Annotated in this window: 21 protein-coding genes and 1 pseudogene; 14 read left to right on the top strand and 8 right to left on the bottom strand. The window is 49.2% G+C overall.

Translation table 11 applies throughout. The features are described 5' to 3' along the window. Positions 1–235: 235 nt before the first annotated feature. Both nrdB and yfaE read left to right on the top strand, forming a co-directional pair. Positions 236–1369 carry a class Ia ribonucleoside-diphosphate reductase subunit beta gene (gene nrdB / locus ACTHUM_RS00500; RefSeq protein WP_004520359.1) on the top strand — a complete coding sequence of 378 codons (1134 nt, stop codon included), beginning with the start codon at positions 236–238 and terminating at the stop codon, positions 1367–1369. A 105-nt stretch (positions 1370–1474) separates the two neighbouring features. Beyond that, complete coding sequence (gene yfaE, locus ACTHUM_RS00495) at positions 1475–1774, top strand: class I ribonucleotide reductase maintenance protein YfaE (protein WP_003686421.1); 300 nt, start codon at positions 1475–1477, stop codon at positions 1772–1774. 77 nt (positions 1775–1851) lie between these two features. Here the strand turns inward: yfaE and ACTHUM_RS00490 are convergent, their stop codons facing one another. From ACTHUM_RS00490 to gshA, 7 genes are all read right to left on the bottom strand, one after another. After that, entirely contained in the window at positions 1852–2421 is a 570-nt protein-coding gene (locus ACTHUM_RS00490) for an acetate uptake transporter (protein ID WP_004520357.1), read from the bottom strand. Positions 2422–2555: 134 nt separating this feature from the next. Next, a complete protein-coding gene (aroD, locus tag ACTHUM_RS00485) occupies positions 2556–3305 on the bottom strand; it encodes a type I 3-dehydroquinate dehydratase (RefSeq protein ID WP_004520356.1) in 750 nt (249 codons plus the stop codon). A gap of 27 nt (positions 3306–3332) precedes the next feature. After that, positions 3333–5174 carry an excinuclease ABC subunit UvrC gene (gene uvrC, locus ACTHUM_RS00480; protein WP_049335213.1) on the bottom strand — a complete coding sequence of 614 codons (1842 nt, stop codon included), beginning with the start codon at positions 5172–5174 and terminating at the stop codon, positions 3333–3335. A gap of 64 nt (positions 5175–5238) precedes the next feature. After that, the gene (gene gyrA / locus ACTHUM_RS00475; protein WP_049335215.1) at positions 5239–8010 is read right to left on the bottom strand and encodes a DNA gyrase subunit A; all 2772 of its coding nucleotides are present in this window, start codon (positions 8008–8010) and stop codon (positions 5239–5241) included. Positions 8011–8137: 127 nt separating this feature from the next. Further along, positions 8138–8620, bottom strand: a complete 483-nt coding sequence (locus ACTHUM_RS00470) for an acyl-CoA thioesterase (RefSeq protein ID WP_003686444.1) — start codon at positions 8618–8620, stop codon at positions 8138–8140. Between the two features lie 114 nt (positions 8621–8734). After that, a complete protein-coding gene (corA, locus tag ACTHUM_RS00465) occupies positions 8735–9805 on the bottom strand; it encodes a magnesium/cobalt transporter CorA (protein ID WP_004520352.1) in 1071 nt (356 codons plus the stop codon). Positions 9806–9913: 108 nt separating this feature from the next. Then, positions 9914–11272 (bottom strand): glutamate--cysteine ligase, encoded by a 1359-nt coding sequence (gene gshA, locus ACTHUM_RS00460; protein ID WP_004520351.1) that lies wholly within the window; start codon positions 11270–11272, stop codon positions 9914–9916. A 264-nt stretch (positions 11273–11536) separates the two neighbouring features. Here gshA and leuC point away from each other — a divergent pair, with 264 nt between their 5' ends. The 8 genes and pseudogenes from leuC to leuB all read left to right on the top strand — a co-directional run bounded on the left by leuC (position 11537) and on the right by leuB (position 17807). Next, a complete protein-coding gene (gene leuC, locus ACTHUM_RS00455) occupies positions 11537–12946 on the top strand; it encodes a 3-isopropylmalate dehydratase large subunit (protein WP_049335217.1) in 1410 nt (469 codons plus the stop codon). Between the two features lie 129 nt (positions 12947–13075). Continuing rightward, positions 13076–13330 (top strand): hypothetical protein, encoded by a 255-nt coding sequence (locus ACTHUM_RS00450; protein ID WP_049335219.1) that lies wholly within the window; start codon positions 13076–13078, stop codon positions 13328–13330. A gap of 103 nt (positions 13331–13433) precedes the next feature. Next, a complete protein-coding gene (locus ACTHUM_RS00445) occupies positions 13434–13799 on the top strand; it encodes a VOC family protein (RefSeq protein WP_049335221.1) in 366 nt (121 codons plus the stop codon). Positions 13800–13847: 48 nt separating this feature from the next. Continuing rightward, positions 13848–14489 (top strand): 3-isopropylmalate dehydratase small subunit, encoded by a 642-nt coding sequence (gene leuD, locus ACTHUM_RS00440; RefSeq protein WP_063067850.1) that lies wholly within the window; start codon positions 13848–13850, stop codon positions 14487–14489. A gap of 68 nt (positions 14490–14557) precedes the next feature. Then, positions 14558–15215 (top strand): annotated as a pseudogene (locus tag ACTHUM_RS00435) (DUF2625 domain-containing protein). Between the two features lie 91 nt (positions 15216–15306). Further along, on the top strand, positions 15307–15768 hold the full coding sequence (locus ACTHUM_RS00430; protein WP_049322093.1) for a YhcH/YjgK/YiaL family protein: 462 nt from the start codon (positions 15307–15309) through the stop codon (positions 15766–15768). Between the two features lie 38 nt (positions 15769–15806). Continuing rightward, the gene (locus ACTHUM_RS00425) at positions 15807–16670 is read left to right on the top strand and encodes a DUF1444 family protein (RefSeq protein ID WP_049322092.1); all 864 of its coding nucleotides are present in this window, start codon (positions 15807–15809) and stop codon (positions 16668–16670) included. Between the two features lie 66 nt (positions 16671–16736). Then, on the top strand, positions 16737–17807 hold the full coding sequence (gene leuB / locus ACTHUM_RS00420; protein WP_049322091.1) for a 3-isopropylmalate dehydrogenase: 1071 nt from the start codon (positions 16737–16739) through the stop codon (positions 17805–17807). 127 nt (positions 17808–17934) lie between these two features. On the opposite strand, the gene ACTHUM_RS00415 is transcribed toward leuB, so the two are convergent. Beyond that, positions 17935–19344, bottom strand: coding sequence for a DEAD/DEAH box helicase (locus ACTHUM_RS00415; protein ID WP_049322090.1), 1410 nt, complete (start codon positions 19342–19344; stop codon positions 17935–17937). A gap of 337 nt (positions 19345–19681) precedes the next feature. Here ACTHUM_RS00415 and ACTHUM_RS00410 point away from each other — a divergent pair, with 337 nt between their 5' ends. From ACTHUM_RS00410 to rep, 4 genes are all read left to right on the top strand, one after another. Continuing rightward, positions 19682–20626: a class I SAM-dependent methyltransferase gene (locus ACTHUM_RS00410; protein WP_049322089.1), complete on the top strand. Its 945-nt coding sequence runs from the start codon at positions 19682–19684 to the stop codon at positions 20624–20626. 112 nt (positions 20627–20738) lie between these two features. Next, positions 20739–21920 (top strand): aspartate aminotransferase family protein, encoded by a 1182-nt coding sequence (locus ACTHUM_RS00405; RefSeq protein WP_049359457.1) that lies wholly within the window; start codon positions 20739–20741, stop codon positions 21918–21920. Between the two features lie 204 nt (positions 21921–22124). Continuing rightward, the gene (locus tag ACTHUM_RS00400; protein ID WP_049322087.1) at positions 22125–23060 is read left to right on the top strand and encodes a dihydroorotate oxidase; all 936 of its coding nucleotides are present in this window, start codon (positions 22125–22127) and stop codon (positions 23058–23060) included. A gap of 91 nt (positions 23061–23151) precedes the next feature. Continuing rightward, complete coding sequence (rep, locus tag ACTHUM_RS00395) at positions 23152–25152, top strand: DNA helicase Rep (protein WP_049359451.1); 2001 nt, start codon at positions 23152–23154, stop codon at positions 25150–25152. Positions 25153–25206 lie beyond the last annotated feature (54 nt).

Below are 25206 nucleotides of genomic sequence, written 5' to 3'. Positions count from 1 at the left end.
CTACTATATGAAGCTAAGTTGTTATTTTCCAGAAAAGGAAAAATATGGATGCCATTTGGTCATTCTTAGCTGAATATAAATTTTATGTATTTATTAGTGTTCTTTTAGTCTTCGCTATTTTAGGATGGCACTTTATTGATAAAATTCAACATGTTTCATATGGTGAATTAACAATTAATAGAAAAGTCGACTAATTTTTAAAAAGAGAGACATTATGTCCTGCGAACACCTAACCATGTCATACAGCACCTTTTCCAAAACCAAAAACGACGCGCTGAAAGAGCCGATGTTTTTTGGTCAACCGGTAAATGTCGCCCGTTATGACCAGCAGAAATACGAAGTATTTGAAAAACTGATCGAAAAACAATTGTCTTTCTTCTGGCGTCCGGAAGAAATCGACGTGTCGCGCGACCGTATTGACTACGCCAATCTGCCCGAACATGAAAAACATATTTTCATCAGCAATCTGAAATACCAAACCCTGCTCGATTCGATCCAAGGCCGCAGCCCGAATGTCGCGTTCTTGCCTTTGGTGTCTATTCCCGAGCTGGAAACTTGGATTGAAACGTGGAGCTTCAGCGAAACCATCCACTCGCGCAGCTACACTCATATCATCCGCAATATCGTAAATGATCCGTCAGTCGTGTTCGATGATATTGTGCAAAACAAATACATCATCGCCCGTGCTGAAGACATTGCCTGCTATTACGATGATTTGATTGAATACACCCAATATTACAATCTGTTGGGCGAAGGTTCACACAATGTCGGCGGCAAGCTTGTTACCGTGTCTTTACGTGAGCTGAAGAAAAAACTCTATCTCTGCCTGATGTGCGTTAATGTATTGGAAGCCATCCGCTTCTACGTTTCATTTGCCTGCTCGTTCGCCTTTGCCGAGCGCGAATTGATGGAAGGCAACGCCAAAATCATCAAGCTGATTGCCCGCGATGAAGCACTGCATTTAACCAGCACCCAGCATATGCTGAACCTGATGCGTGCCGGTGCCGATGATCCTGAAATGGCTGAAATTGCAAATGAATTACAGGACGAGTGTTTCAATCTCTTCAAAAAAGCAGCCGAGCAGGAAAAAGAATGGGCGGCATATCTGTTTAAAGACGGTTCCATGATTGGCCTGAATAAAGAAATTTTGGCTCAATACGTTGAATATATTACCAATCTGCGCATGCAGGCGGTTGGCCTTCCTGCTGGATTTGAAGGTGCGACTCAAAATCCGATTCCTTGGATTAACGCATGGCTGTCTTCTGACAATGTACAGGTTGCGCCGCAGGAAGTAGAAATTTCCTCTTACCTGATTGGTCAGATTGATTCGGAAGTCAATGCCGACGATTTGGGCGATTTCGAGCTGTAATCGAACATTCGGTTTTATGATCAAGGCCGTCTGAACGGTGTGGCAGAAATCTTTGATTTCGTCTTTACACCGTTTCAGACGGCCTTTCCAATCCAAACAAATCATATGGCACTCATCAGCACACACGACAAAACCTTCCAACTCCAACAAGGCGAAACCTTATTGGAGGGCTTGGAGCGCACCGGTCACGAGGTTGAATACCAATGTCGCAGCGGTTATTGCGGTTCATGCCGGGTCAAAATCTTGGATGGAAAAGTCTCTTATGATAATTTTCCGCTCGCTTTTGTCGCGCCCGGAGAAATTTTGCCGTGTTGCTGTCGGGTTACTGAAGACATCAAGCTCGATTGTCGGGAGCGCATCAAAGAGCCGGACTTATTTGATGTCGATTTATTTGAAGATAAATAAAAAATGCCGTCTGAACATTGTGGCCGAAATCTTTGATTTCATTTCCACCGTTCAGACGGCATTTTGTATGGTCAAGCTTACTTACGTTCGCCAACCGGCAAAACCGTCTTGCCGAAAGATTCGTTGATGACTTCTGCCGCTGCCAAGTAGAACGCACCAAGTGCAGTTACCAAGCCTAAGCAACCGCCGATATGGACGATGCTATGATTTTCCATGCCATCGCCAATACCCAATGCAAAGAAAGTCAGTGTCAAGCAAAAGAAAATACCGCTCAATACTTTAGGCTTGGTCAAGGTGGCCACAAACATCATTAGCGAAAACATACCCCATGCGCAGAGATACCAACCGATAAATGCCGGGGCTGTTTCACCTTTAAAAAAGATGGTAAACAAAGCCCATGTCCACCAGAAGGCGCCATAGCTGATAAAAGCGGTAAAGCCAAACGTATTACCTTTCTTGAACTCAAACATGCCGGCAATAACTTGGGCGATACCACCAAAGGCGAGAGCCATGCCCAAAACTAAGCCGACACCCTCTTGAGCAGTAAAAAAGCCGCCGTTAATCAGGCTGAGCAACCAAGTTGTCAATGCAAAGCCACACAGGCCTACTGGACCTGGATTCGCCAGGTTTTCTTTAGTAGTAGTCATTTTATTTCTCCTCTGGTTATTAAAATAGGAAACCCATTGTTACCTATTTTATTTAAAATTAAAAGAAATAAATTTAAAAAAATCAGGCCATCTGAAAAATATTTTTCAGACGGCCTTGAATATTAATAATTAAACTATCCCAAAATTGCCAAGATTTTCCTTAATTCGTTGGCATCAATTTGGCCGGGGGCCGACGTTTTTTGTGCCGCACCAAAGGTAACGGCCGAGCCGAAAGTCGAGCCGGCCAAGCGACTGACAGCTCCGATTTTACCCATAGACATAGTAATAATCGGGCGGTCGATAATTTGTGAAACATCATATGTTGCCTGTAATAAGGTCAATACATCTTGCGACGATTGCGGCATCACGGCAATTTTGCAGATATTCGCGCCCCACTCGGCCATTGTTTTCAGACGGCCTGTAATATCTACCAAAGACGGCGTGGCTTGAAAATCGTGATTGCAAAGCAAGGCGGCAGTTTGATGTTCATGTGCCAAAGCTATGGTTTGTTTTACGCCATTTTCCTCGGCAAAAAGCTCAATGTCGATCATATCAGCTTGTTTGGAACGGATGATTTTTTCCAATAATTCAAAATAATAGTCATCCGAACAAGGTGTATTGCCGCCCTCTTGCGCCCTTCTAAACGTAAACAGTAAAGGCTTGTCAGGAAAAGCCTGTCGGACAATGCCTAATTGTTCGGTAATAAAATCGGCATCAAGCGCTTCTTGAAAAAAATCTGCACGAAATTCAATAATGTCAAAAGCCGTCTCTTTCAATACGCGCAAAGCCTGCTCCAATTCCTGCGTATTGGCGGCCACCAGCGGCACGGCAATTTTAGGCAGGCCTTTGCCGATCTCGATATTTTTGATGATGACAGGTTTCATATTGTTCCTTTTTGCTGTTCAAGCCAATCAGTGCAGATGCTCGTAAATGGTTTCCGCCAAGGCTTTGCTGATGCCTTCCACTTTTTCCAAGTCCTCGCGGCTGGCTGCAATCACACCGCGCAGACCGCCGAATCGGGTAAGCAATGCTTGGCGGCGTTTGCTGCCGATACCGGGGATTTCGCTGAGTGATGAAGTAACGCGTGCTTTGTCGCGTTTTTTTCGGTGGCCTGTAATTGCAAAGCGGTGCGATTCATCGCGTACGGTTTGCAATAAATGCAAGGCCGGGCTGTTGGGTGGCAGGCGGAAGACTTCGCCGGTAAAAGGCAGTATGAGTTCTTCCATACCGGCTTTGCGCTCAGGGCCTTTGGCGATACCGACCAAAGGAATGTGCAACCCAAGTTCTTCCCATACTGATACGGCTACGCCGATTTGCCCTTTGCCGCCGTCAATCAACACGACATCTGGCCATTTGGCGCTTTCGCCGTTGGCTTCGGCCTCCTGCATTTTGCCGTAACGGCGCGTCAACACTTCGCGCATGGCGGCGTAGTCATCGCCAGGCTTGGCGGTCGTGATATTATAGCGGCGGTATTGTGAAGGCTGGATGTTTTGCTCATCGTACACAACGCAGGACGCAATAGTGGCCTCGCCTTGCGTGTGGCTGATATCGAAACATTCAAGGCGGTTGAGGCCGTCTGAATCCATGCCGAGGATTTTGGCCAGTTCATCAATACGGTGTTGCTGACTGCTTTGTTGCAGGCGGCGTTGTGCAATCGCCATTTGTGCGTTTTGTTCCGCCATTTTCAACCAGACTTTTCGTTCGCCTATGGTTTTGGTGACAAATTGCATCTGCTTGCCGTGTTCGCCTTCCAAAGCCTCTTTCAGCACATCGGGAACGGGAAAGTTGCTGATGATGATGTCGGGTTTGCTTTTGCCCAGATAGTGTTGAGCGACGAAGGCTTCGGCGTAATCTTGCCCGTTTGGCTCGGGATCGTTTTTGGTGTCAGGGAAAAAGCTTTTATCGCCGACATGCCGTCCGCCGCGTATGCTGACCCAGTGTACGCAAACCAGGCCGTCTGAAACCGCCAGCGCGAGCAAATCAATATCGTTGGGATTGTTCGGATTTTTGCTGTCGATAAACTGATTACTCTGCATGATGCCGAGTGCTTGGATTTGATCGCGGTAACGGGCAGCTTCTTCAAATTGCAGATTCGCGGCGGCAGTTTGCATCTTGTGTTGCAAGGTGCGCGTCAATTCGTCGGTTTTGCCATTGAGGAAAGTTGCGGCCTCGCGCACGCTGTCGCGGTAATCTTCTTCGCTGATGTGGCCGACACAAGGCGCGGTGCAGCGTTTGATTTGGTACAGCAGACAAGGACGGTCGCGATGCTCGAATACGCTGTCTTCGCAGGTACGCAGCATAAAGACTTTTTGCAACACTTGAATGCTGTCGCGCACGGCGTTGCTGTTAGGATATGGGCCGAAATATTGATTTGGTTTCTTCAGCGTGCCGCGGTAATACGCCATTTGCGGATATTGATGGCCGCTGAGCATCAAATAAGGATAGCTTTTGTCATCGCGGAAAAGAATATTGTATTTCGGCGACAAGGCTTTGATGAAGTTGTTTTCGAGAATCAGCGCTTCGGCTTCAGAACGCGTGATGGTGGTTTCGATATGGTGAACCTGTTTTACCATCAATGCGATGCGCGGCGAATGGTCGTTTTTTTGGAAATAGCTGGAAACGCGCCGCTTGAGATTGACCGCTTTGCCGACATACAAAACATTGTTGTCTTCGTCAAAAAAACGGTACACGCCCGGTAGATTGGGCAGATTTTTCAGAAAAAGAGGTAAATCGAACGGTTCGGTTGCGCTCACGGGATTTTCTTTTGGAATAAGCAGGCCGTCTGAAAACTTTTCAGACGGCCTTTTTCATTGACGTTTAAGATTCTTGAGACGGAGTATCTTCAGCTTCTACCACTTGGTTTTCAGCTGCATCGCTTTCCAAAGCGGCTTCATCTTCAGCCTCTTCGGCCACGCGCTCCAAGCTGACCAAGGTTTCGCCTTCATCCAAATTAATCAGACGCACGCCTGCGGCAGCGCGGCCGGTCTCGCGGATTTGCTCAACTTTGGTACGAATCAGGACACCGCCGCTGGTAATCAGCATCAGGTCGTCGGTTTCACTGACCAAAGTTGCGGCAACCAAATCGCCGTTGCGCTCGCCGGTATTGATAGCGATATTGCCTTGGCCGCCTTTGTTTTTACGGCTGTAATCGGCAATCGGGGTACGTTTGCCATAGCCGTTGGCGGTAGCGGTCAATACTTGCAAATCGCTTTGTTCGGCTTCAGGGGCAAAGGTAATCAGGCTGACAATCTTGCCATCGGCCGGCAGGCGCATACCGCGCAAACCGCCACTGCCGCGACCGGACGGACGGACACCGTGTTTGCCGCTTGGCAATGCGTTTTCGGCATTTTCATCATCCAGGCCGTCTGAATCTTCGTTTTCGGTTTCGATATCGGCATCTTCTGCTTCATCGTTACCGGATTTTTCCCAATATTCGTTAAAGCGGATGGCTTTGCCCAAGTTGGAGAACAACATAATGTCATCCGCACCGCCGGTTTGCGCTGCGCCGACCAAGTAATCGCCTTCTTTAAGCGCGATGGCTTTAATGCCTTGGCTGCGGACGTTTTTAAACGCAGACAACTGGACTTTTTTCACCATGCCTTGTGCAGTGGCGAAGAAAACGTATTGGTCTTCCGGGAACTCGCGGACGGCCAAAATCGCGCTGACTTTTTCGCCCTCTTCCAATTGGATAACGTTGTTAATCGGACGACCACGGCTGTTGCGGCCACCTTCCGGCAGTTTGTACACTTTAATCCAATGGCACTTGCCCAAATTGGTAAAGCACATCAAATAATCATGCGTATTGGCAACAAACAGGGTTTCGATAAAGTCTTCGTCTTTGGTTGCCGCTGCCTGTTTGCCGCGGCCGCCGCGACGCTGCGCCTGATAATCGGTAGTCGGCTGGGTTTTGATGTAGCCGCCATGAGTCAGGGTAACGACCATTTCACGTTGCGGAATCAGGTCTTCATCGGCGATATCGCCGCCAAACGGATTGATTTCGCTGCGACGCTCATCGCCAAAGTTGGCTTTGATGTCTGCCAATTCTTCGCGGATGATTTGGGTAACGCGCTCAGGTTTGGAAAGAATATCCACGAAATCAATGATTTTGCTCATCAGGTTTTTATATTCGCCGACAATTTCTTCCTGATCGAGACCGGTCAGGTTACGCAAGCTCATGCGCAAAATGGCATCGGCTTGCAATTCGCTCAGGTAATAGCCTTGGCTATGCAGGCCCAAATTCTCTGGCAAGCCTTCAGGGCGCATCATGTGCAGGTCTAAATCCGTACGGCTGAGCATGTCTTCAACCAAGCTGCTGCGCCATGGGCGGGACAGCAGTTTTTCTTTGGCTTCCGGCGCATTGGCAGATTCCTTAATCAGGCGGATAATTTCGTCGATATTAGACAAGGCAACTGCTTTACCTTCGGCAATATGGCCTTCATGACGCGCTTTTTTCAGGCGGAATAAAGTACGACGGGTAACGACTTCGCGACGGTGGCGCAGGAATTCGGACAGGATTTGTTTCAGGTTCAGCAAGCGCGGCTGGCCGTCAACCAAGGCCACCATGTTGATACCGAAGCTGTCTTGCAGCTGGGTCAGTTTGTAGAGTTGGTTCAAAACGACTTCGGCATTTTCATTGCGTTTCAATTCGATCACGACACGCATACCGGATTTATCGGACTCGTCGCGCAGGTCGGATACGCCTTCCAACGTTTTTTCGCGTACCAACTCGCCGATTTTCTCAACCAGCTTGGCTTTGTTTACTTGATATGGGATTTCATCGATAACGATGGCTTCGCGCTCGCCGTTTTTACCGATAGGCTCAATATGGGTTTTACCGCGCATCACTACACGGCCGCGGCCGGTTTTATAGCCTTCGCGCACGCCGCTCAAGCCATAAATAGTTGCGCCGGTTGGGAAATCGGGTGCTTGGATAATGTTGATCAGCTCGTCGATTTCAGTTTCAGGCTCATCCAACAAACGCAGGCAAGCATTGATGGTATCGCCCAAATTGTGCGGCGGGATATTGGTTGCCATACCGACGGCAATACCGGACGAACCATTGACTAACAACGCCGGGAAACGGGTCGGCAATACCAGCGGCTCATGTTCGCTGCCGTCATAGTTGGGACCGAAATTGACGGTTTCTTCTTCGATATCCGCCAGCATTTCATGGGAAATTTTTTCCATGCGGATTTCGGTATAACGCATGGCTGCTGCGGCCAATCCGTCGACAGAACCGAAGTTGCCCTGACCGTCAATCAGTACATAACGCATGGAGAAGTCTTGCGCCATGCGGACGATGGTGTCGTAAACGGCTGTATCACCGTGGGGGTGATATTTACCGATAACGTCGCCGACGATACGCGCCGATTTTTTATAGGCGGAATTCCAGTTGTTTTTCAACTCGTGCATCGCGTACAACACGCGGCGGTGTACCGGCTTGAGACCGTCGCGGACATCCGGCAGGGCTCGTCCCACAATCACGCTCATGGCGTAATCGAGGTAGCTCTTGCGCATTTCGTCTTCAAGGCTGACAGGCAGGGTTTCAAGTGCAAATTTATGGTCGTTGCGGATGGTTGCGTCGGTCATGATTATCTGTAATTTCGTATGGCAAAAATCTTGTTGATTCTACCACAAAACAAGCGGTTTATGGCTTTTGCGTGAAGGCCGTCTGAAACAGGATTTCAGACGGCCTTCGTTATTTAATAAATTTAATTTAGTTGCAGCCAGAATCTTCGTTCGCAGCCTGCAAACTCAACTCTTTACGCTTTTTAGCCCTTTCATAACGGCAGCGTTGGCGCTGTGTATTGATTTCCAAAGGTGGTACAGGAACCGGCTTACCGTCTTCAACGGCAACCATGGTGAAGTAGCAGCTGTTGGTATGACGCACTTCGCCTGTGTGGATGTTTTGCGCCTCCACACGGATACCGACTTCCATAGAAGTACGGCCGGTATAGTTGATACTGGCGTAAAAGGTTACCAACTCACCGACATGAATAGGCTCTTTAAACAATACTTTATCAACAGACAGAGTAACGCAATAGGTACCGCTGTAACGGCAGGCGCAGGAATATGCTACTTGGTCGAGCAGGCGCAGAAGATCGCCGCCGTGAACATTTCCGCTGAAGTTTGCCGTATAAGGCATCATCAGTTCGGACATAATCAGTTCATGGGAAGGTAGTTGGCGTTCCGGTTTCATCGTTTATTCTCCTTTTGATATTTATTTTAAAATTGTCTGAAAACTTCAGACTGCACGTGTGCAAAATCATTCTACCGTTTTTAATCGTTGAATTTCAACCCATTGCCTTCCTGTTTACAGCCATTTTCTACGTGAGAAGAAAATCAGCAGTCCGATAATAATGCACAGCATCATACCCAAAACCATGAAGTAGCCGTAATGCCAATGCAGCTCGGGCATATTGTCGAAGTTCATGCCGTAGATGCCGGTGATGACGGTCAGCGGCATAAAGATGATGGTAATAACCGTCAACACGCGCATTTGCTGGTTCATGCGGTTGGATTGGAAGGAAAGGTAAATGTCCATCATGCTCAACACCATATCACGCGAGGCATCAAGCGATTCGATAAGTTGCATATTGTGGTCGTACACGTCGCGCAGATAGACGGTCGACTCGCCTTTGAAAATGGCAAAATCGCCGCGCACGGCCAGTTGATAGAACACATCGCGCAATGGTAAAAGCGTGCGTCGCAGACGGACGGCATCTCGCTTGAGGCGGTGAATCTTACTGAGAATATCGCTGTTTTCATTTTTAAACAGGGACTTGTCTATGACTTCGACGCGGTTGTTGTATGACTCCAAAACAATGAAATAGTCGTCCACAATACGGTCAAGCAGGCAATAAGCAAGAAACGCCGTATTTTTGTTCAAAATATTGTGCGGATTTTCGTGCATCTGCCGACGGAGATGGCTGAACAAGCCCAACGGTTTTTGTTGGAAAGACAACACAAAATCTTTGCCGATAATCACATACACTTGGTCAGAATGGAGTTTGCCCGTAGAGGTATAGTGGTATACCTGTGCGGCAGTAAATACATAGTTGCCGTAGTCTTCGATTTTCGGACGCTGCTTGCGGCTGAGAATATCTTCAATAACTAGCTCATGAATACCATAAGGTTCAAGCGCGTGTTTGAGCAAGACGACATCATTAATACCGACAAAATGCAGCCAGTTGATTTGACCTTCTTGCGGATGGGCAATATCGGGCAAATTTTTTCCGGCAAGATAATCATGCTGAACAAAGGTATCGGCGGAATACAAGGTTTGATGGATAGCAGAACGCGGCGCATTGTCGGTATTGCTGCGCTGCATGGTTTGGTCTTGCAGATTGTCGGTTGTCTCAACTGGATTGGCTGGTTTGCTCATAAAAATAAATCATGTTTTTTAGTTAGAATGAATTGTACAGACAGAAAAGGCCGTCTGAAAACAAATTTTCAGACGGCCTGACAATATCGATCAACGCTTTATGCTTTATTAGGCTTGAGGCGCGGTTTTCTCCAATTCCAATGCGGCAGCAAGCAAGGACAGGCGCGCCATTACGCCGTAAACGTAGAGGCGGTTGTGTTCATTGTCGACGTCGCAGTCTTTTTCAGAACGTGGCATGCCGAGCGAGTCCCATTGTTCAAATACGCGCTTGCAGGCTTCGGGCGCTTCTTGGGAATTGTCGCCGCTGCCGGTGGGGATGCTGTTGGACAGCGGGACGAATACCATGCCGCCGGCGTTGAGGTTTTCGTCTGCACCACGGCCTTCGTGTACACGGAAGAAACCGCCGATAACGAAACGGTCCATCATATAAACGACAGGTTCACACACGGCGCCGTTCATGGTTTCGTAGGTATAAATACCTTCTTGGACAATGACTTCGCTAACTTCTAAACCCTCTTTGACTTTCGCCATTTTGTTGCGGTTTTTACGGTTCAAGCCGCGCACTTCATCCGCAGATTTAACGCTCATCACGCCCATGCCATAAGTACCTGCATCGGCTTTCACAATAACGAAAGGCTGGTCGGTAATGCCCAATTCATCGTATTTGGCTTGAATTTTCGCCAATACGCGTTCTACCGCGTCTGCCAACGCATCCTCGCCTTCACGCTCTTGGAAATCCAAACCGCTGATTTTTTCAAAATAAGGATTGATTTGCCATTCGTCGATATCAATCAACTTGGCAAAGTCGGCAGCAACTTGGTTGTACGCGCCGAAATGTTCGGTTTTACGGCGAGTCGTCCAGCCGCCGTGCAATGGAGGCAAAACGGTTTGGTTGATACCTTTAAGGATTTCAGGAACACCCGCAGACAAGTCATTGTTCAACAAAACAACGCAAGGCGAGAAACCGTCGGCAAGATGTACACGCTCACGGGTACGCAATAAAGGTTCAAGCAAAATTTTGTTGCCTAATGCGGTTTCAAACTCGGTTGGCTCAGTCACTTCAGGATTCAAGCTGCCCAAGCGCACTTCGTATCCTGCCGAACGCAAAATCTCGCTGAGGGCGTAAACGTTTTGCAGATAGAATGTGTTGCGCGTGTGGTTTTCAGGAATAATCAATACGGATTTTGCCGTTTCACATGCGCGCTGTACCGCATCTTGCGCGGCAACCGCCGCCAGCGGGATAAAGTTGGGATTCAAATTATTGAAGCCGCCCGGAAACAGGTTCATATCGATAGATGAAATTTTGTAACCGGCATTACGGATGTCAACCGAGCCATAAAACGGCGGACGGTGTTCGTTCCAATGCGAACGGAACCATGCTTCGATTTTGGCATGATTGGCAAGGACTTTTTTCTCAAATTCCCGTAATTGAGTCAGATGCTCAGGAGCCATTACCGGTAATTTCATTCTCTATACCTCTTGGTAAGTGTGGATGTTGAGTGAGAATGATAGAACTTTTTAGTGCATTTCGACAAGCATTCTTTCAGATAAGATGCATCTTTTTGTTAACAATTCTACAATTTGTCCAATTTTTGATAAGCGTTTTTGAAACTTTGCGACAAATTTTAAAAATTGGACAAATTTCTATTGCGCAGCCCCTATAAAAAGCCTAAAATCCGCCCATAAACGCAAACCATCATTCATACCTACCAATAGCAAAGAATACTCATCATGAGCGCACAAACCCTTTACGATAAACTTTGGAACAGCCACGTTGTCCGCGAAGAAGAAGACGGCACTGTCCTGCTTTACATCGACCGCCACCTGGTTCACGAAGTAACCAGCCCGCAAGCATTTGAAGGCTTGAAAATGGCCGGCCGCAAACTCTGGCGTATCGACAGCGTGGTCTCCACAGCCGACCACAACACCCCGACCGGCGACTGGGACAAAGGTATCCAAGATCCGATTTCCAAACTGCAAGTCGATACTTTGGACAAAAACATTAAAGAGTTTGGCGCACTCGCCTACTTCCCGTTTATGGATAAAGGCCAAGGCATCGTGCACGTTATGGGCCCGGAGCAAGGCGCTACCCTGCCCGGCATGACCGTCGTTTGTGGCGACTCGCACACTTCTACCCACGGCGCATTCGGCGCATTGGCGCACGGTATCGGCACTTCCGAAGTCGAACACACCATGGCGACCCAGTGCATTACCGCAAAAAAATCCAAATCTATGCTGATTTCCGTTGAAGGCCGTCTGAAACCCGGTGTTACTGCCAAAGACGTGGCACTTTACATCATCGGCCAAATCGGTACGGCAGGCGGTACGGGCTACGCCATCGAGTTTGGCGGCGAAGCCATCCGCAGCCTTTCTATGGAAGGCCGCATGACCTTGTGCAATATGGCGATCGAAGCCGGTGCGCGCTCAGGCATGGTTGCCGTCGACCAAACCACCATCGACTATGTAAAAGGCAAACCTTTCGCACCTAAAGGCGAAGCGTGGGACAAAGCCGTCGAGTACTGGCGTACGCTGGTGTCTGACGAAGGTGCCGTATTTGATAAAGAATACCACTTCAAAGCCGAAGACATCGAGCCTCAAGTAACTTGGGGCACCTCGCCTGAAATGGTTTTAGACATCAGCGGCAAAGTGCCTAATCCTGCCGAAGAAGCCGATCCGGTCAAACGCAGCGGCATGGAACGCGCCCTTGAATACATGGGTTTGGAAGCCGGTACGCCATTAAACGAAATCCCTGTCGATATCGTCTTTATCGGTTCTTGCACCAACAGCCGTATCGAAGACTTGCGCGAAGCCGCCGCTATCGCCAAAGGCCGCAAAAAAGCGGACAATGTACAACGCGTATTGATTGTCCCCGGCTCCGGTTTGGTTAAAGAGCAGGCAGAAAAAGAAGGCTTGCACGAAGTGTTTATAGAAGCCGGTTTTGAATGGCGCGAGCCGGGTTGCTCTATGTGCCTCGCCATGAATGCCGACCGCCTGACCCCGGGACAACGTTGTGCCTCTACTTCCAACCGTAACTTTGAAGGCCGTCAAGGCAACGGCGGACGCACCCACCTCGTCAGCCCTGCCATGGCAGCCGCAGCCGCAGTGACCGGCTACTTTACCGATATCCGCACTATGGCTTAAAGTATTTTCAGACGGCCTTTATTGATCAGGCCGTCTGAAACAATACCTTGCTCAAGTAAGTTTTCCTATTGTATTGCGAAAAACGTCCGAAAACCTTCTTAATCATTGATAACTTGAAAGGAATCTAGTATGAAAAAACTGTTTGCATTAGCTGCCGCAGCCCTCATCCTGTCAGCTTGTTCCAGCACTTGGTCCGGTGCAAAAGACGATACCAACCGCAATTGGGACAAAACCAAAGAGACTGCCGAGCGTGTAGCCGATAAAACCAAAGAAACGGCAGAACACGTTGCCGACAAAACCGGCGAAGCCGTTAAAAAAGGCGGCAATGCAGTAGGCCGCGGCATGAGCCATGTTGGAGAAAAAATCGAAGCCGCTACCGAATAATTCGGTAAATCAGGCCGTCTGAAGCTCCTGACTCCGTTTCAGACGGCCTGATACATTATTAATTTTTCAGACATTTTCACGATTCAAAGCAAAGGAAGAAACAATGAGTAATCCGTCAAGCTGGTTTGGTATTCATGCTCATGATTTGGATCGCGCCAAAGCCTTTTACGAATCCGTATTCGGTAAGCCCCTGCAAGACGTTGGCGGCAACGGATTCCGTTTCATCATTTTCCCAGCCGATTACACCCAACACGGTACGGCCGGCATGATTTGGCACGACAGCAATGCCCAGCCCGGCCACGGCGGTACAACCATTTTCTTTAATTGCCCGAATTGCGCCGAAACAGCAGAAAAAGCCGTTGAAGCAGGCGGCAAACTGTTACAAGAGAAATTCCGCATTGCCAACGGCTTTGCAGCATTTATCGAAGACACAGAAGGCAACCGAATCGGTTTGCACAGCACACGCTAACCCGAATAGCCATAAAATAATTTCCCATTATTACTATAAGAATCTGACATGAAAGCCTTTACCAAAATTACCGCCATCGTTGCCCCGCTCGACCGCAGCAACGTCGACACCGATGCCATCATCCCCAAACAATTTCTGAAATCCATCAAACGCAGCGGCTTCGGCCCCAATGCCTTTGATGAATGGCGTTACCTCGACCACGGCGAACCTGGCATGGACAACAGCAAACGCCCGTTGAATCCTGATTTCTCCCTGAACCAGCCACGCTATCAAGGCGCACAAATCCTGTTGACGCGTAAAAACTTCGGTTGCGGCTCTTCACGCGAACACGCCCCTTGGGCATTGGACGACTACGGCTTCCGCGCCGTCATCGCCCCCAGCTTCGCCGACATCTTCTTCAACAACTGCTACAAAAACGGCCTTTTGCCTATAGTTTTGACAGAAGAACAGGTTGACCAGCTTTTCAAAGAAGTTGAAGCCAACGAAGGCTATCAGCTCTCCATCGACCTTGCCGAGCAAACCCTGACCACCCCTAGCGGCGAAACATTCACATTCGACGTTACCGAACACCGCAAACACTGCCTCTTAAACGGCTTGGACGAAATCGGCCTGACCCTGCAACACGCTGACGAAATTCACGCCTTCGAAGAAAAACGCCGCCAAAGCCAGCCTTGGCTGTTTAACGGTTGACATACAAAAGGCCGTCTGAAAAATTTAAGTGTTTCAGACGGCCTTTACTGAATGTTTTGAAATAGTCCATGAGATCATTCGACGAATTAATCCAAACCCAAGACCCTGCATGGCCATTGATTCAAGAGTGGCTTGCGGAAACGACAAACAGCGTTGAAGTCCTGCCCCGCACGCTTGAAAAGGCAAAGGAAGAACTTGTCAACAACACGTTCGTTTATGGGCGCTGTCGTTTATGAAACCGGCGGCATCCTGATTGACGACGGCTGGTTGCGGATACTGGGTTCCGGCAGTACGAAGCTACCCCGTGGTTTGGGAAGTTGGAATCTGGGCCGCACACAATCCGAGCCAGCAGGCCCTGCTCCCTATTATCTGTTTGCCGATGATGTTGCTGGAGGCTATTTTGCAATTAATGGCGGGGGATTGAATGGCAAAGTAGGTAATGTTTTCTACCTGCCGCTGGATACCTTGGAATGGGAAGATTGCGGTAAAGGTTACGGCGACTTCTTAAATTGGGCATTGACCGGCGATTTGCAGTTGTTTTACGAAAACCTGCGTTGGGAAAATTGGCGCGAAGAAATCCGTGATTTGAATGGCGACAGCGTTTATACGTTCTTTCCGTTTTTATGGACTGAAGAAGGCAGCGATATAAACCAAGTCAGCCGTAAGCGTGTTCCCATAGAGGAACATTATGCTTCCACTTTGGATTTGCAAAACACAACTCCATAAAAAGCATTTTCAGACGGCCTTGTTGTTACAATTCAAATAAAGCATCCTTAAAAACGTATTGGTCTGAAGTTTAATTCTACCTAACCACACCATGATTACCGACACCATAAGCAATGCCACCCGCTATGCTGCCCTGCATCCCGACTTTGCAGAGGCCTTCCATCTGTTGCAGACCTTGGATTTTGCCAAGCTGCCAGACGGCCAAGTGCCATGCGAGAATCCCAATATCCGTATTTTTATCGGCAGCGAGCCGATGAGGACTCAAGGCGAAGCTCAGCCTGAAGCGCACTTAAAACACATTGATATTCAAACGCCGATTGATGGCAGCGAAACATATGGCTGGATAGACAGAGGCCGTCTGAAAAACGGTTTGGGCTACAATGAAAAGCGCGATATCGAATTTTTCGACTGTGAGCCGGAAACCTGGCTGACCTTGGAGCCCGGCGAATTTGCGCTATTTTTCCCGAATGATGCGCATGCCCCATTGGTCGGCGACAGGGCAAACATACGCAAAGTTGTTTTTAAAATCCGTGTTGAAACCGAACGCCTATAATCTTTCAGACGGCCTTATCCCCTTATTCAGGACACAATATGTCTTTTTTCAGCAGGTTGTTCCGCTCCAAACCTAAATTAATGACTTGGCAGGAATTTGTCGAATACTTTGCCCGTCGTATCCAAGAAGAATTGGATCTTGAGGCGAAAATCGACTGGGGCGAAAACATTGCTTCTTCGCCTATCATCGTCCAGTTTTCCGAAGACGATGAAGCATCGTTCAGCACATATTTGAGCAACCATTACACAAGTTATCTGCAGAATCCCGAGGCCTTGGAAGCTATTGTTGCTGCCAATTTAGCGGTTATCGATAAGATTCAAGACACTGATGCCAGTGTTTCAGCACAACAAATTCTTCCGACAATTAAAAATACGATTTATCTGGAAAACGTCAGACTGATTACAAATACGGACGAAGACGAGCCTGCCGATTACCTGGTATACAAACTGATTGCAGGCGATATCATGTTGCTTTATATGGTGGATACGGAAGAATCCATGCATACGCTCAATCGTGAGCATATGAAAGAGGCCGGTATTGAAGATGAAGACGCCTTATATCGTACCGCCATGGATAATTTGCGCCAACGGATGAATGGACGTGTTCAAATTCATCATGCCGAAGGTTGGTCATTGACCCAAATCCATTTGGACAACGACTATGATGCTTCCCTGATTTTGCTTTTGAACGAAGTGCTTAAAGACGATCCTATGCTGCCGGTCAACCCTGTTTTTGCAGTCCCGGCACGCAACGCCCTGCTCGTTTGCAGCCCATCCGATGAAGAAGCTTTGCAGGCGATGGCGAATATTGCCCTGCAGGCATTTGAAGACTCTGCCTATGCGATTTCTACCCAGCTTTACCAGTACCATAATGGTACAATCAGCGTTTTCAGAGCAAATTGATTTAAGGCCGTCTGAAAAACAGGCGACCTGCCCTTTACCTAAAACCTTCCCATAAGGAAACCCGAAATGACCAAACATATCGCTATCTTGCGCGGCGACGGCATCGGCCCTGAAATCGTTGCAGAAACCGTCCGCGTACTCGACAAACTTATCGAACAAGGTTTGGATGTCAGCTACGAATATGCGCCTTTGGGCGGCGAAGCCTATGACGAATACGGCCATCCTTATCCAGAATTCACGCAAAACCTTTGCCGTAAAGCCGATGCGGTTCTGCTTGGTGCCGTCGGTTCTCCTCAATACGACAATCTCGACCGTCCGCTACGCCCTGAACGCGGCTTGTTGGCCATCCGTAAAGACTTGAATCTGTTTGCTAATTTGCGCCCTGCCATTTTGTATAAAGAGCTGGCCAATGCTTCCACTCTGAAACCGGAAATTGTAGTCGGCCTTGACATCCTTATCGTACGCGAACTGACCGGCGATATTTACTTTGGCGAACCGCGCGGCATCCGTGTTTTGGAAAACGGCGAACGCGAAGGCTACAACACCATGAAATACAGCGAAAGCGAAATCCGCCGTATTGCCCACGTTGCCTTCCAATCCGCCCAAAAACGCAGCAAAAAAGTCTGCTCCGTAGGCAAAGCCAACGTTTTGGAAACCACCGAACTGTGGCGCGAAATCTTTGAAGAAATCGGCAAACAATATCCTGATGTTGAGCTTTCCCATATGTACGTCGACAATGCCGCCATGCAGTTGGTACGCGCGCCCAAACAGTTTGACGTGATTGCCACCGGTAACATCTTCGGCGACATTCTCTCTGATGAAGCCTCCATGCTGACCGGCTCCATCGGTATGCTGCCTTCCGCTTCTTTGGACGAAAACGGCAAAGGCCTGTACGAACCGTCTCACGGCTCCGCTCCCGACATTGCCGGTCAAAACAAAGCCAATCCGCTGGCGACCGTATTGTCTCTTGCCATGTTGCTGCGTTACAGCCTAAACGACGAAGCACGCGCTCAACAAGTTGAAAACGCCGTACAAAAAGTATTGCAACAAGGCTTGCGTACCGGCGACATTTACGAAGAAGGTACCAAACTGGTTTCCTGCTCCGAAATGGGCGATGCCGTATTGGCCGCTTTGTAAGAGGCCGTCTGAAAAAGCGTGGGGCCAATTCCACGCTTTTTTATATGTAAAAACTCGAAAGCATAAAAAAGGGCGTATCTTCACACGCCCTTTCGTCTTATTTCAGACGGCCTTAAGATTGAAGCAATCAACCTTTTTTATGTTTACCGGCAAAGCCGTCGTTAGACTTACGTTTGCCTTTAAAGCCTTCGCCGCCTTTTTTGAAACCGTCAGACTTCTTGAAACCGTCTTTCTTAAAGCCATCTTTTTTGAAACCGTCTTTTTTATGGCCTTCGCTGCGTGATTTGCCACCGAAGCCTTCTTTGCCCGGTTTCTTATCGCCACGCCAGCCGCCGGATTTACGATCGCCCCAGCCGCCTTTGCCTTTCGGTTTGCCGCCGGCAGATTTACGTTTGCGTGTCGGCTCCATGCCTTCGATGGTCAGCTCAGGCAATTTGCGGCCGATGTATTTTTCAATTTTGTGTACTTTGACGTATTCATTCACTTCGGCAAAAGTAATCGCAATACCGGTACGGCCAGCGCGACCGGTACGGCCGATACGGTGAACGTAGTCTTCAGCCTGTTTTGGTAAGTCGTAGTTGATAACGTGGGTAATGGTTGGCACGTCGATACCGCGAGCGGCAACGTCGGTGGCAACCAAAATTTTGCAGCGGCCTTTTCGCAAGTCCATCAGCGTACGGTTACGCCAGCCTTGCGGCATATCGCCGTGCAGGCAATTGGCGGCAAAACCTTTTTCGTACAATTCATCCGCGATGACTTCGGTCATGGCTTTGGTGGACGTGAAAATCACGCATTGGTCGATGTTGGCGTCGCGCAGGATGTGGTCGAGCAGGCGGTTTTTGTGGCGCATATCATCACAGTACAACAACTGCTCTTCGATTTTGCCTTGGTCGTCCACGCGCTCGACTTCGATGATTTCAGGGTCTTTGGTTAGTTTGCGCGCCAGTTTGCCCACTGCGCCGTCCCAAGTGGCGGAGAACAACAAAGTCTGACGGTCGGTCGGAGTGGCTTCGACGATGGTTTCGATGTCATCGATAAAGCCCATGTCCAGCATACGGTCGGCTTCGTCCAAAATCAGCACTTCCAAACGGGCGAAATCAACTTTGCCGCTTTGCATCAAGTCCATCAGACGGCCCGGAGTGGCGACAATCAGGTCAACCGGTTTGCTCAGAGCACGGGTTTGGTAGCCGAAAGATGCGCCGCCGACAATGCTGACAGTACGGAACCAGCGCATATTTTTAGCATACACCAGCGCATTTTTTTCCACTTGAGCCGCCAATTCACGGGTCGGCGTCAACACCAACGCGCGCGGGCCTTTCCCCGGTTTTTCGCTGCGCTTGGTCAGTTTTTGCAAAGTCGGCAGCAGGAAGGCTGCGGTTTTACCGGAGCCGGTTTGTGCCGAAGCCATAATGTCGCGGCCGTCCAAAGCAAACGGAATCGCTTGCGCCTGAATCGGCGTCGGGTTTTCGTAACCCTCGCTGCGCACGGCGGACAAAATGTTTTTATCAAGGTTCAAATCGGCAAATTTAATAGACATATCTATCCTAAGAGACAACAACGCGCACGCCTGAACAATTTCAGACGACCTGAAGCAAAGGAAAGTAACGATACGGGAAATGTGAAGTTACAGGGTTGTCGCAAGCATCTTGCTTGTGGTTAACATCGACGACAACCTGCACAGAAAAGGCTTTGCCAATAAGCAAGCAATAAAAGAAACGCGCCCGAAACGGCGGTTTAGGTTGGATGACGATGGCTTCGTATCAAAAGGCGAACGGCGGATAATATAGATTTTATGGATAACAGTCAAGCAAAAAGGCATCAAGTGCGTTAAAATCCAACCCCTTCCCAATACTTATTCAGGCCGTCTGAAAACCATGACCGACATTACCCCCTTTGCCAACCGCTTGGGCAAAAACATCAAACATCTTATGAAATGGGCCAAACGCAACAATATCGAAGCCTGGCGCATTTACGACCGCGATATTCCCCAATTTCCCTTTGCCGTCGATGTTTACGGCAACCAAATCCACCTTCAGGAATACGATACCGGCTGGCTGATGCAGCCTGAAGAATACGAAGCATGGCTTGCCGATGTATTGGAAGCCATCGGTTTTGTGACCGGTTTTGCGCCCGAACAAATCCACCTCAAACGTCGCGAACGCCAAAAAGGTTTGCAACAATACGAGAAAACCGGCAAAACCGGCGACGATTTCATCATCACGGAAAACGGCTGCAAGTTTTGGGTCAACCTCGACAAATACCTCGACACTGGCCTCTTTCTCGACCACCGCAACACGCGCAAAAAAGTCGGCGACACCACGGCGGGCAAACGCTTCCTCAACCTGTTTTCCTACACCGGCAGCTTCACCGTCTATGCCGCCACCGGCGGCGCGGCATCCAGCGAAACCGTCGATTTGTCCAACACTTATCTCGATTGGGCGAAACGCAATTTCGAACTCAACGGCATCGATACCAAACAACACAAAATCGTCCGCGCCGACGTGTTCCAATATCTGCAAAACGCCGCAGACGAAGGCAAAAAGTTCGACCTGATCGTCATGGACCCGCCCAGCTTTTCCAACAGCAAAAAGATGCTCGACATCCTCGACATCCAGCGCGACCATAAAAAGCTGATTGACGGCGCAATGAGCCTGCTCGCTTCAGACGGCATTCTGTATTTCTCCAACAACCTGCGCAGCTTTGTGTTGGACGATTCGGTCGCAGAACAATACGCAGTCAAAGACATTTCCAAACAATCCGTTCCCGACGATTTCCGCAACAAAAAAATCCATCAATGCTGGGAAATCAAGCATAAATAAGCATCAGGCCGTCTGAAAGCCAGTTTTCAGACGGCCTGATTGCCATATTGAATCTCTGAATCAATAGGCGCATAATTGAAGAAATTGTTGACAATATTAAAAGGAAAATAACATGCAAAACTACCTGACGCCCAATTTCTCATTCGCCCCCATGATTCCGGAACGCGCACTCGGCAGCCGGGTTTGGGATACTGAAGGACGAGAATACATTGACCTGTCAGGCGGTATTGCTGTGAACGCGCTGGGCCATTGCCATCCCGATTTGGTCGCAGCCTTGGCCGAGCAGTCTCAAAAACTCTGGCACATTTCTAATATTTACACTACCCAACCGGCGCAAGAATTAGCCAAAAAACTGGTCGAAAACACCTTTGCCGACAAAGTGTTTTTCTGCAATTCCGGCGCAGAAGCCAATGAAGCCGCGTTGAAACTGGCGCGCAAATACGGCCGCGATCATTTTGGCGAACACAAAACCGAAATCATCTCCTGCCTCAACAGCTTCCACGGCCGCACCCTGTTTACCGTATCCGTCGGCGGCCAGCCCAAATACAGCAAAGACTACGCGCCGCTGCCGTCAGATATTACCCATGTTCCATTTAATGATATTGCCGCATTGGAAGCCGCCGTCGGCGACAAAACCTGCGCCGTAATTATCGAGCCGATTCAAGGCGAAAGCGGCATTCTGCCTGCCACCCAAGAATATCTGCAAGCCGCACGCCGTTTATGCGACAAACACGGCACTTTGCTGATTTTGGACGAAGTGCAAACCGGCATGGGTCATACGGGCAAACTGTTTGCCTACGAGCATTACGGCGTAACACCCGACATCATCAGCTCCGCCAAAGCCTTGGGTTGCGGTTTCCCGATTGGCGCGATACTGACCACCGATAAAATCGCCCCAACCTTCGGCCCCGGAACACATGGTTCAACCTTCGGCGGCAATCCGATGGCATGCGCGGTCGGCAGCCGTGCGTTTGACATCATCAATGCGCCCGAAACATTGGCACACGTTGAGCAACAAGGCCAAAAACTTCAGACGGCCTTGCGTGAATTAGGCGTGAAAACCGGCGTATTTAAAGAAGTCCGCGGCATGGGCTTGCTGCTCGGCTGCGTGTTGGCAGACGAATACGCAGGCAAGGCATCGGAAATTACCGCCGCTGCTTTGAAACACGGCCTGATGGTACTGGTTGCCGGAGCCAATGTGGTGCGTTTCGCCCCCAGCCTGTTGCTGAACGATGAGGACATGGCCGAAGGCTTGAAACGTTTTGAAGCGGCTTTGAACGAATGGTTGGCCTGATTTTCAAAGCCCAATAGCTAAATCAGCCGACAGCTTAGTGAAGGCCGTCTGAAAGACCGTTTAAGTTTTTCAGACGGCCTTTTTTCAATATTGAAAACAACATCCGCCTATATTCCCTGTCATTTGATGTTTGTTAAAAATCGTACCGCCTCTTCATGTTACGCTTGTCAAACATTTTGATTTTACAGAGAAAAGGAGCAGGAGATGGTATCGTTGAAAACCCAAATCGCCGGTTTTTCCTTTGACAACTGCCTGATGAATGCCGCTGGGGTGTCATGTATGACTGTTGAGGAATTGGAAGCGGTCAGACAGTCTTCAGCAGGCACTTTCGTTACCAAGACTGCAACGCTTACCCCGCGTCAAGGTAACCCTGAGCCACGTTATCACGATGTTCCTCTCGGCAGCATCAATTCGATGGGCTTGCCAAACCAAGGCATTGATTACTATCTGGATTACCTGCTTTCACTCCAAGAGACTCAGCCAGAACGGACATTTTTCCTCTCACTGGTCGGTATGTCGCCCGATGAAACGCATATGTTGTTAAAAAAAGTGCAAAACAGTGGATTCAACGGCATTACCGAACTCAATCTTTCCTGCCCAAACGTCCCCGGTAAGCCGCAAATCGCCTATGATTTTGAAACCACCGAGCAGATTTTGAGCGAAGCCTTCAGCTACTTCGATAAACCTTTAGGCATCAAATTACCACCATATTTCGATATCGTCCATTTCGATCAAGCGGCAGAAGTGTTCAACCATCATCCCCTAAAATTCGTCAACTGTGTCAACTCCATCGGCAACGGCATATATATCGAAGACGAATCCGTCGTCATCCGCCCGAAAAACGGCTTCGGCGGCATAGGCGGCCAATACATCAAACCGACTGCGCTTGCCAATGTCCACGCGTTCTATCAAAGACTGGATCCGTCTATTCAAGTCATTGGAACAGGCGGCGTTTACAGCGGCCGGGATGCGTTTGAACACATCTTGTGCGGCGCAAGCATGGTGCAGATCGGCACGGCGCTACACCAGCAAGGCGTAGATATTTTTGAACGGGTTTCCCTTGAATTAAAAGCCATCATGGCGCAAAAAGGCTACGAAAAACTGGAAGACTTCAAAGGCAAATTGAAATATTTAGCATAAGGTTTACGCTAAAAAACGCCCAAGGCCGTCTGAAAATTTCAGACGGCCTTGTTGTATAATTGTTCCCCACATTACCCGTCTTCCCCCTTCAATGAAACTCAACCCCCAACAGCAAGCCGCAGTCCAATATCTTGGCGGCCCCCTGCTCGTCCTTGCCGGTGCAGGCAGCGGTAAAACCGGCGTGATTACGCAAAAAATAAAGCATTTGATTGTCAACGTCGGCTATCTGCCGCATACCGTCGCCGCGATTACCTTCACCAACAAAGCCGCTACGGAAATGCAGGAACGCGTTGCCAAAATGCTGCCCAAATCGCAAATGCGCGGGCTGACAATTTGTACCTTCCACTCTTTGGGCATGAAGATTCTGCGCGAAGAGGCGAACCAAATCGGTTACAAAAAAAACTTCTCCATCCTCGACTCTACCGACAGCGCGAAAATCATCAGCGAACTTTTAGGCGGCACGGGCAAAGAAGCTGTATTCAAAGCGCAGCACCAGATTTCCCTGTGGAAAAACGATTTAAAAACGCCCAAAGACTTGCTTCAGACGGCCTCCAATGTGTGGGAACAGCAAACAGCGCGCGTGTATGCGAGCTATCAGGAAACCCTGCAAAGCTATCAGGCGGTGGACTTCGACGACTTAATCCGTCTGCCCGCCGTGCTGTTGCAGCAAAACAGTGAAGTGCGCAACAAATGGCAGCGACGGCTGCGGTATCTACTGGTTGATGAATGCCAAGACACCAACACCTGCCAATTCACCCTGATGAAGCTCTTGACCGGCGCGGAAGGCATGTTTACTGCCGTCGGCGATGACGACCAGTCCATCTACGCTTGGCGCGGCGCGAACATGGAAAACCTGCGTAAAATGCAGGAAGACTATCCGCAGATGAAGGTTATCAAGCTGGAGCAAAACTACCGCTCCACCGCGCGGATTCTCAAAATCGCCAACAAAGTCATTGAAAACAATCCCAAACTCTTTACCAAAAAACTTTGGTCGCAGTTCGGCGAAGGCGAAATCGTCAAAGTCGTTGCCTGTCAAAGTGAGCAGCACGAAGCCGACTGGGTTGTCAGCCAAATCGTCAAGCAGAAGCTGGTCGGCGGCGACAAAACCCAATACGCCGATTTCGCCGTGTTATACCGCGGCAACCATCAGGCGCGGATTTTTGAAGAAGCCCTGCGCAGCGCACGCGTTCCCTACCAGCTCTCCGGCGGACAAAGTTTTTTCGACAAAGCCGAAATCAAAGACGTTTTGTCCTATTTGCGCCTGCTTGCCAACCCCAACGACGATCCTGCCTTCTTGCGCGCCGTGACCACGCCCAAACGCGGCATCGGCGATGTAACGCTGGGCAAGCTCAACACCTACGCGCACGAACACGAATGCAGCCTGTATGAAGCCGCGCAAACTGTAGAAGCCCTTGCTTTGCTGAACAACACCAACCGCCAACACCTGCAAGCCTTCATGGATATGATGGAAAGTTACCGCGCCAAAGCCGAAACCAGCGAAGCAGGCGAGCTTATTCATAACCTACTGAAAGAAATCGACTACGAAAACCACCTGCTTGCCAGTGAAGAAGGCAAAGCAGGCGAAATCAAATGGCGCAACGTTACCGACCTGACCGGCTGGCTGGAACGCAAAGGCGAGCAGGACGGCAAAAACATCATCGAACTTGCCCAAACCATCGCCTTAATGACGCTTTTAGAAGGTAAAGGCGAAGAAGAAGTCGATGCCGTCAAACTCTCGACACTGCACGCTTCCAAAGGTTTGGAATACCCCTACGTTTTCCTTGTCGGTTGCGAAGAAGGCATCTTGCCACACAACGACAGCATCGAAGAAGACAATGTCGAAGAAGAACGTCGTCTGATGTACGTCGGCATCACCCGCGCCAAACGCCAGCTTACACTGACCCACTGCCTCAAACGCAAAAAACAAGGCACATGGCAATTCCCCGAGCCCAGCCGCTTCATAGACGAAATGCCGCAGGAAGACATCAAGATTTTAGGACGCAAAGGCGGCGATCCGATTGTGAGCAAGGAAGAAGGCAAAAGTCATTTAGCAGGCTTGCTGGATATGCTGGGGAATAAAAAGAAAGGATAACGCAAGGCCGTCTGAAAACAAGGTTTCAGACGGCCTTATTGTCAGCAAAAAATC

This window comes from Neisseria sp. P0021.S006 (assembly GCF_051956895.1).
This window is presented reverse-complemented; position numbering and strand designations above follow the sequence as displayed.

What these genes read in the sequence shown, in the direction of transcription:
- nrdB (WP_004520359.1), top strand. Translation starts at nt 236, where the DNA reads ATGTCATACAGCACCTTTTCCAAAACCAAAAACGACGCGCTGAAAGAG.
- yfaE (WP_003686421.1), top strand. Translation starts at nt 1,475, where the DNA reads ATGGCACTCATCAGCACACACGACAAAACCTTCCAACTCCAACAAGGC.
- ACTHUM_RS00490 (WP_004520357.1), bottom strand. Translation starts at nt 2,421, where the DNA reads ATGACTACTACTAAAGAAAACCTGGCGAATCCAGGTCCAGTAGGCCTG.
- aroD (WP_004520356.1), bottom strand. Translation starts at nt 3,305, where the DNA reads ATGAAACCTGTCATCATCAAAAATATCGAGATCGGCAAAGGCCTGCCT.
- gyrA (WP_049335215.1), bottom strand. Translation starts at nt 8,010, where the DNA reads ATGACCGACGCAACCATCCGCAACGACCATAAATTTGCACTTGAAACC.
- ACTHUM_RS00470 (WP_003686444.1), bottom strand. Translation starts at nt 8,620, where the DNA reads ATGAAACCGGAACGCCAACTACCTTCCCATGAACTGATTATGTCCGAA.
- corA (WP_004520352.1), bottom strand. Translation starts at nt 9,805, where the DNA reads ATGAGCAAACCAGCCAATCCAGTTGAGACAACCGACAATCTGCAAGAC.
- gshA (WP_004520351.1), bottom strand. Translation starts at nt 11,272, where the DNA reads ATGAAATTACCGGTAATGGCTCCTGAGCATCTGACTCAATTACGGGAA.
- leuC (WP_049335217.1), top strand. Translation starts at nt 11,537, where the DNA reads ATGAGCGCACAAACCCTTTACGATAAACTTTGGAACAGCCACGTTGTC.
- ACTHUM_RS00450 (WP_049335219.1), top strand. Translation starts at nt 13,076, where the DNA reads ATGAAAAAACTGTTTGCATTAGCTGCCGCAGCCCTCATCCTGTCAGCT.
- ACTHUM_RS00445 (WP_049335221.1), top strand. Translation starts at nt 13,434, where the DNA reads ATGAGTAATCCGTCAAGCTGGTTTGGTATTCATGCTCATGATTTGGAT.
- leuD (WP_063067850.1), top strand. Translation starts at nt 13,848, where the DNA reads ATGAAAGCCTTTACCAAAATTACCGCCATCGTTGCCCCGCTCGACCGC.
- ACTHUM_RS00430 (WP_049322093.1), top strand. Translation starts at nt 15,307, where the DNA reads ATGATTACCGACACCATAAGCAATGCCACCCGCTATGCTGCCCTGCAT.
- ACTHUM_RS00425 (WP_049322092.1), top strand. Translation starts at nt 15,807, where the DNA reads ATGTCTTTTTTCAGCAGGTTGTTCCGCTCCAAACCTAAATTAATGACT.
- leuB (WP_049322091.1), top strand. Translation starts at nt 16,737, where the DNA reads ATGACCAAACATATCGCTATCTTGCGCGGCGACGGCATCGGCCCTGAA.
- ACTHUM_RS00415 (WP_049322090.1), bottom strand. Translation starts at nt 19,344, where the DNA reads ATGTCTATTAAATTTGCCGATTTGAACCTTGATAAAAACATTTTGTCC.
- ACTHUM_RS00410 (WP_049322089.1), top strand. Translation starts at nt 19,682, where the DNA reads ATGACCGACATTACCCCCTTTGCCAACCGCTTGGGCAAAAACATCAAA.
- ACTHUM_RS00405 (WP_049359457.1), top strand. Translation starts at nt 20,739, where the DNA reads ATGCAAAACTACCTGACGCCCAATTTCTCATTCGCCCCCATGATTCCG.
- ACTHUM_RS00400 (WP_049322087.1), top strand. Translation starts at nt 22,125, where the DNA reads ATGGTATCGTTGAAAACCCAAATCGCCGGTTTTTCCTTTGACAACTGC.
- rep (WP_049359451.1), top strand. Translation starts at nt 23,152, where the DNA reads ATGAAACTCAACCCCCAACAGCAAGCCGCAGTCCAATATCTTGGCGGC.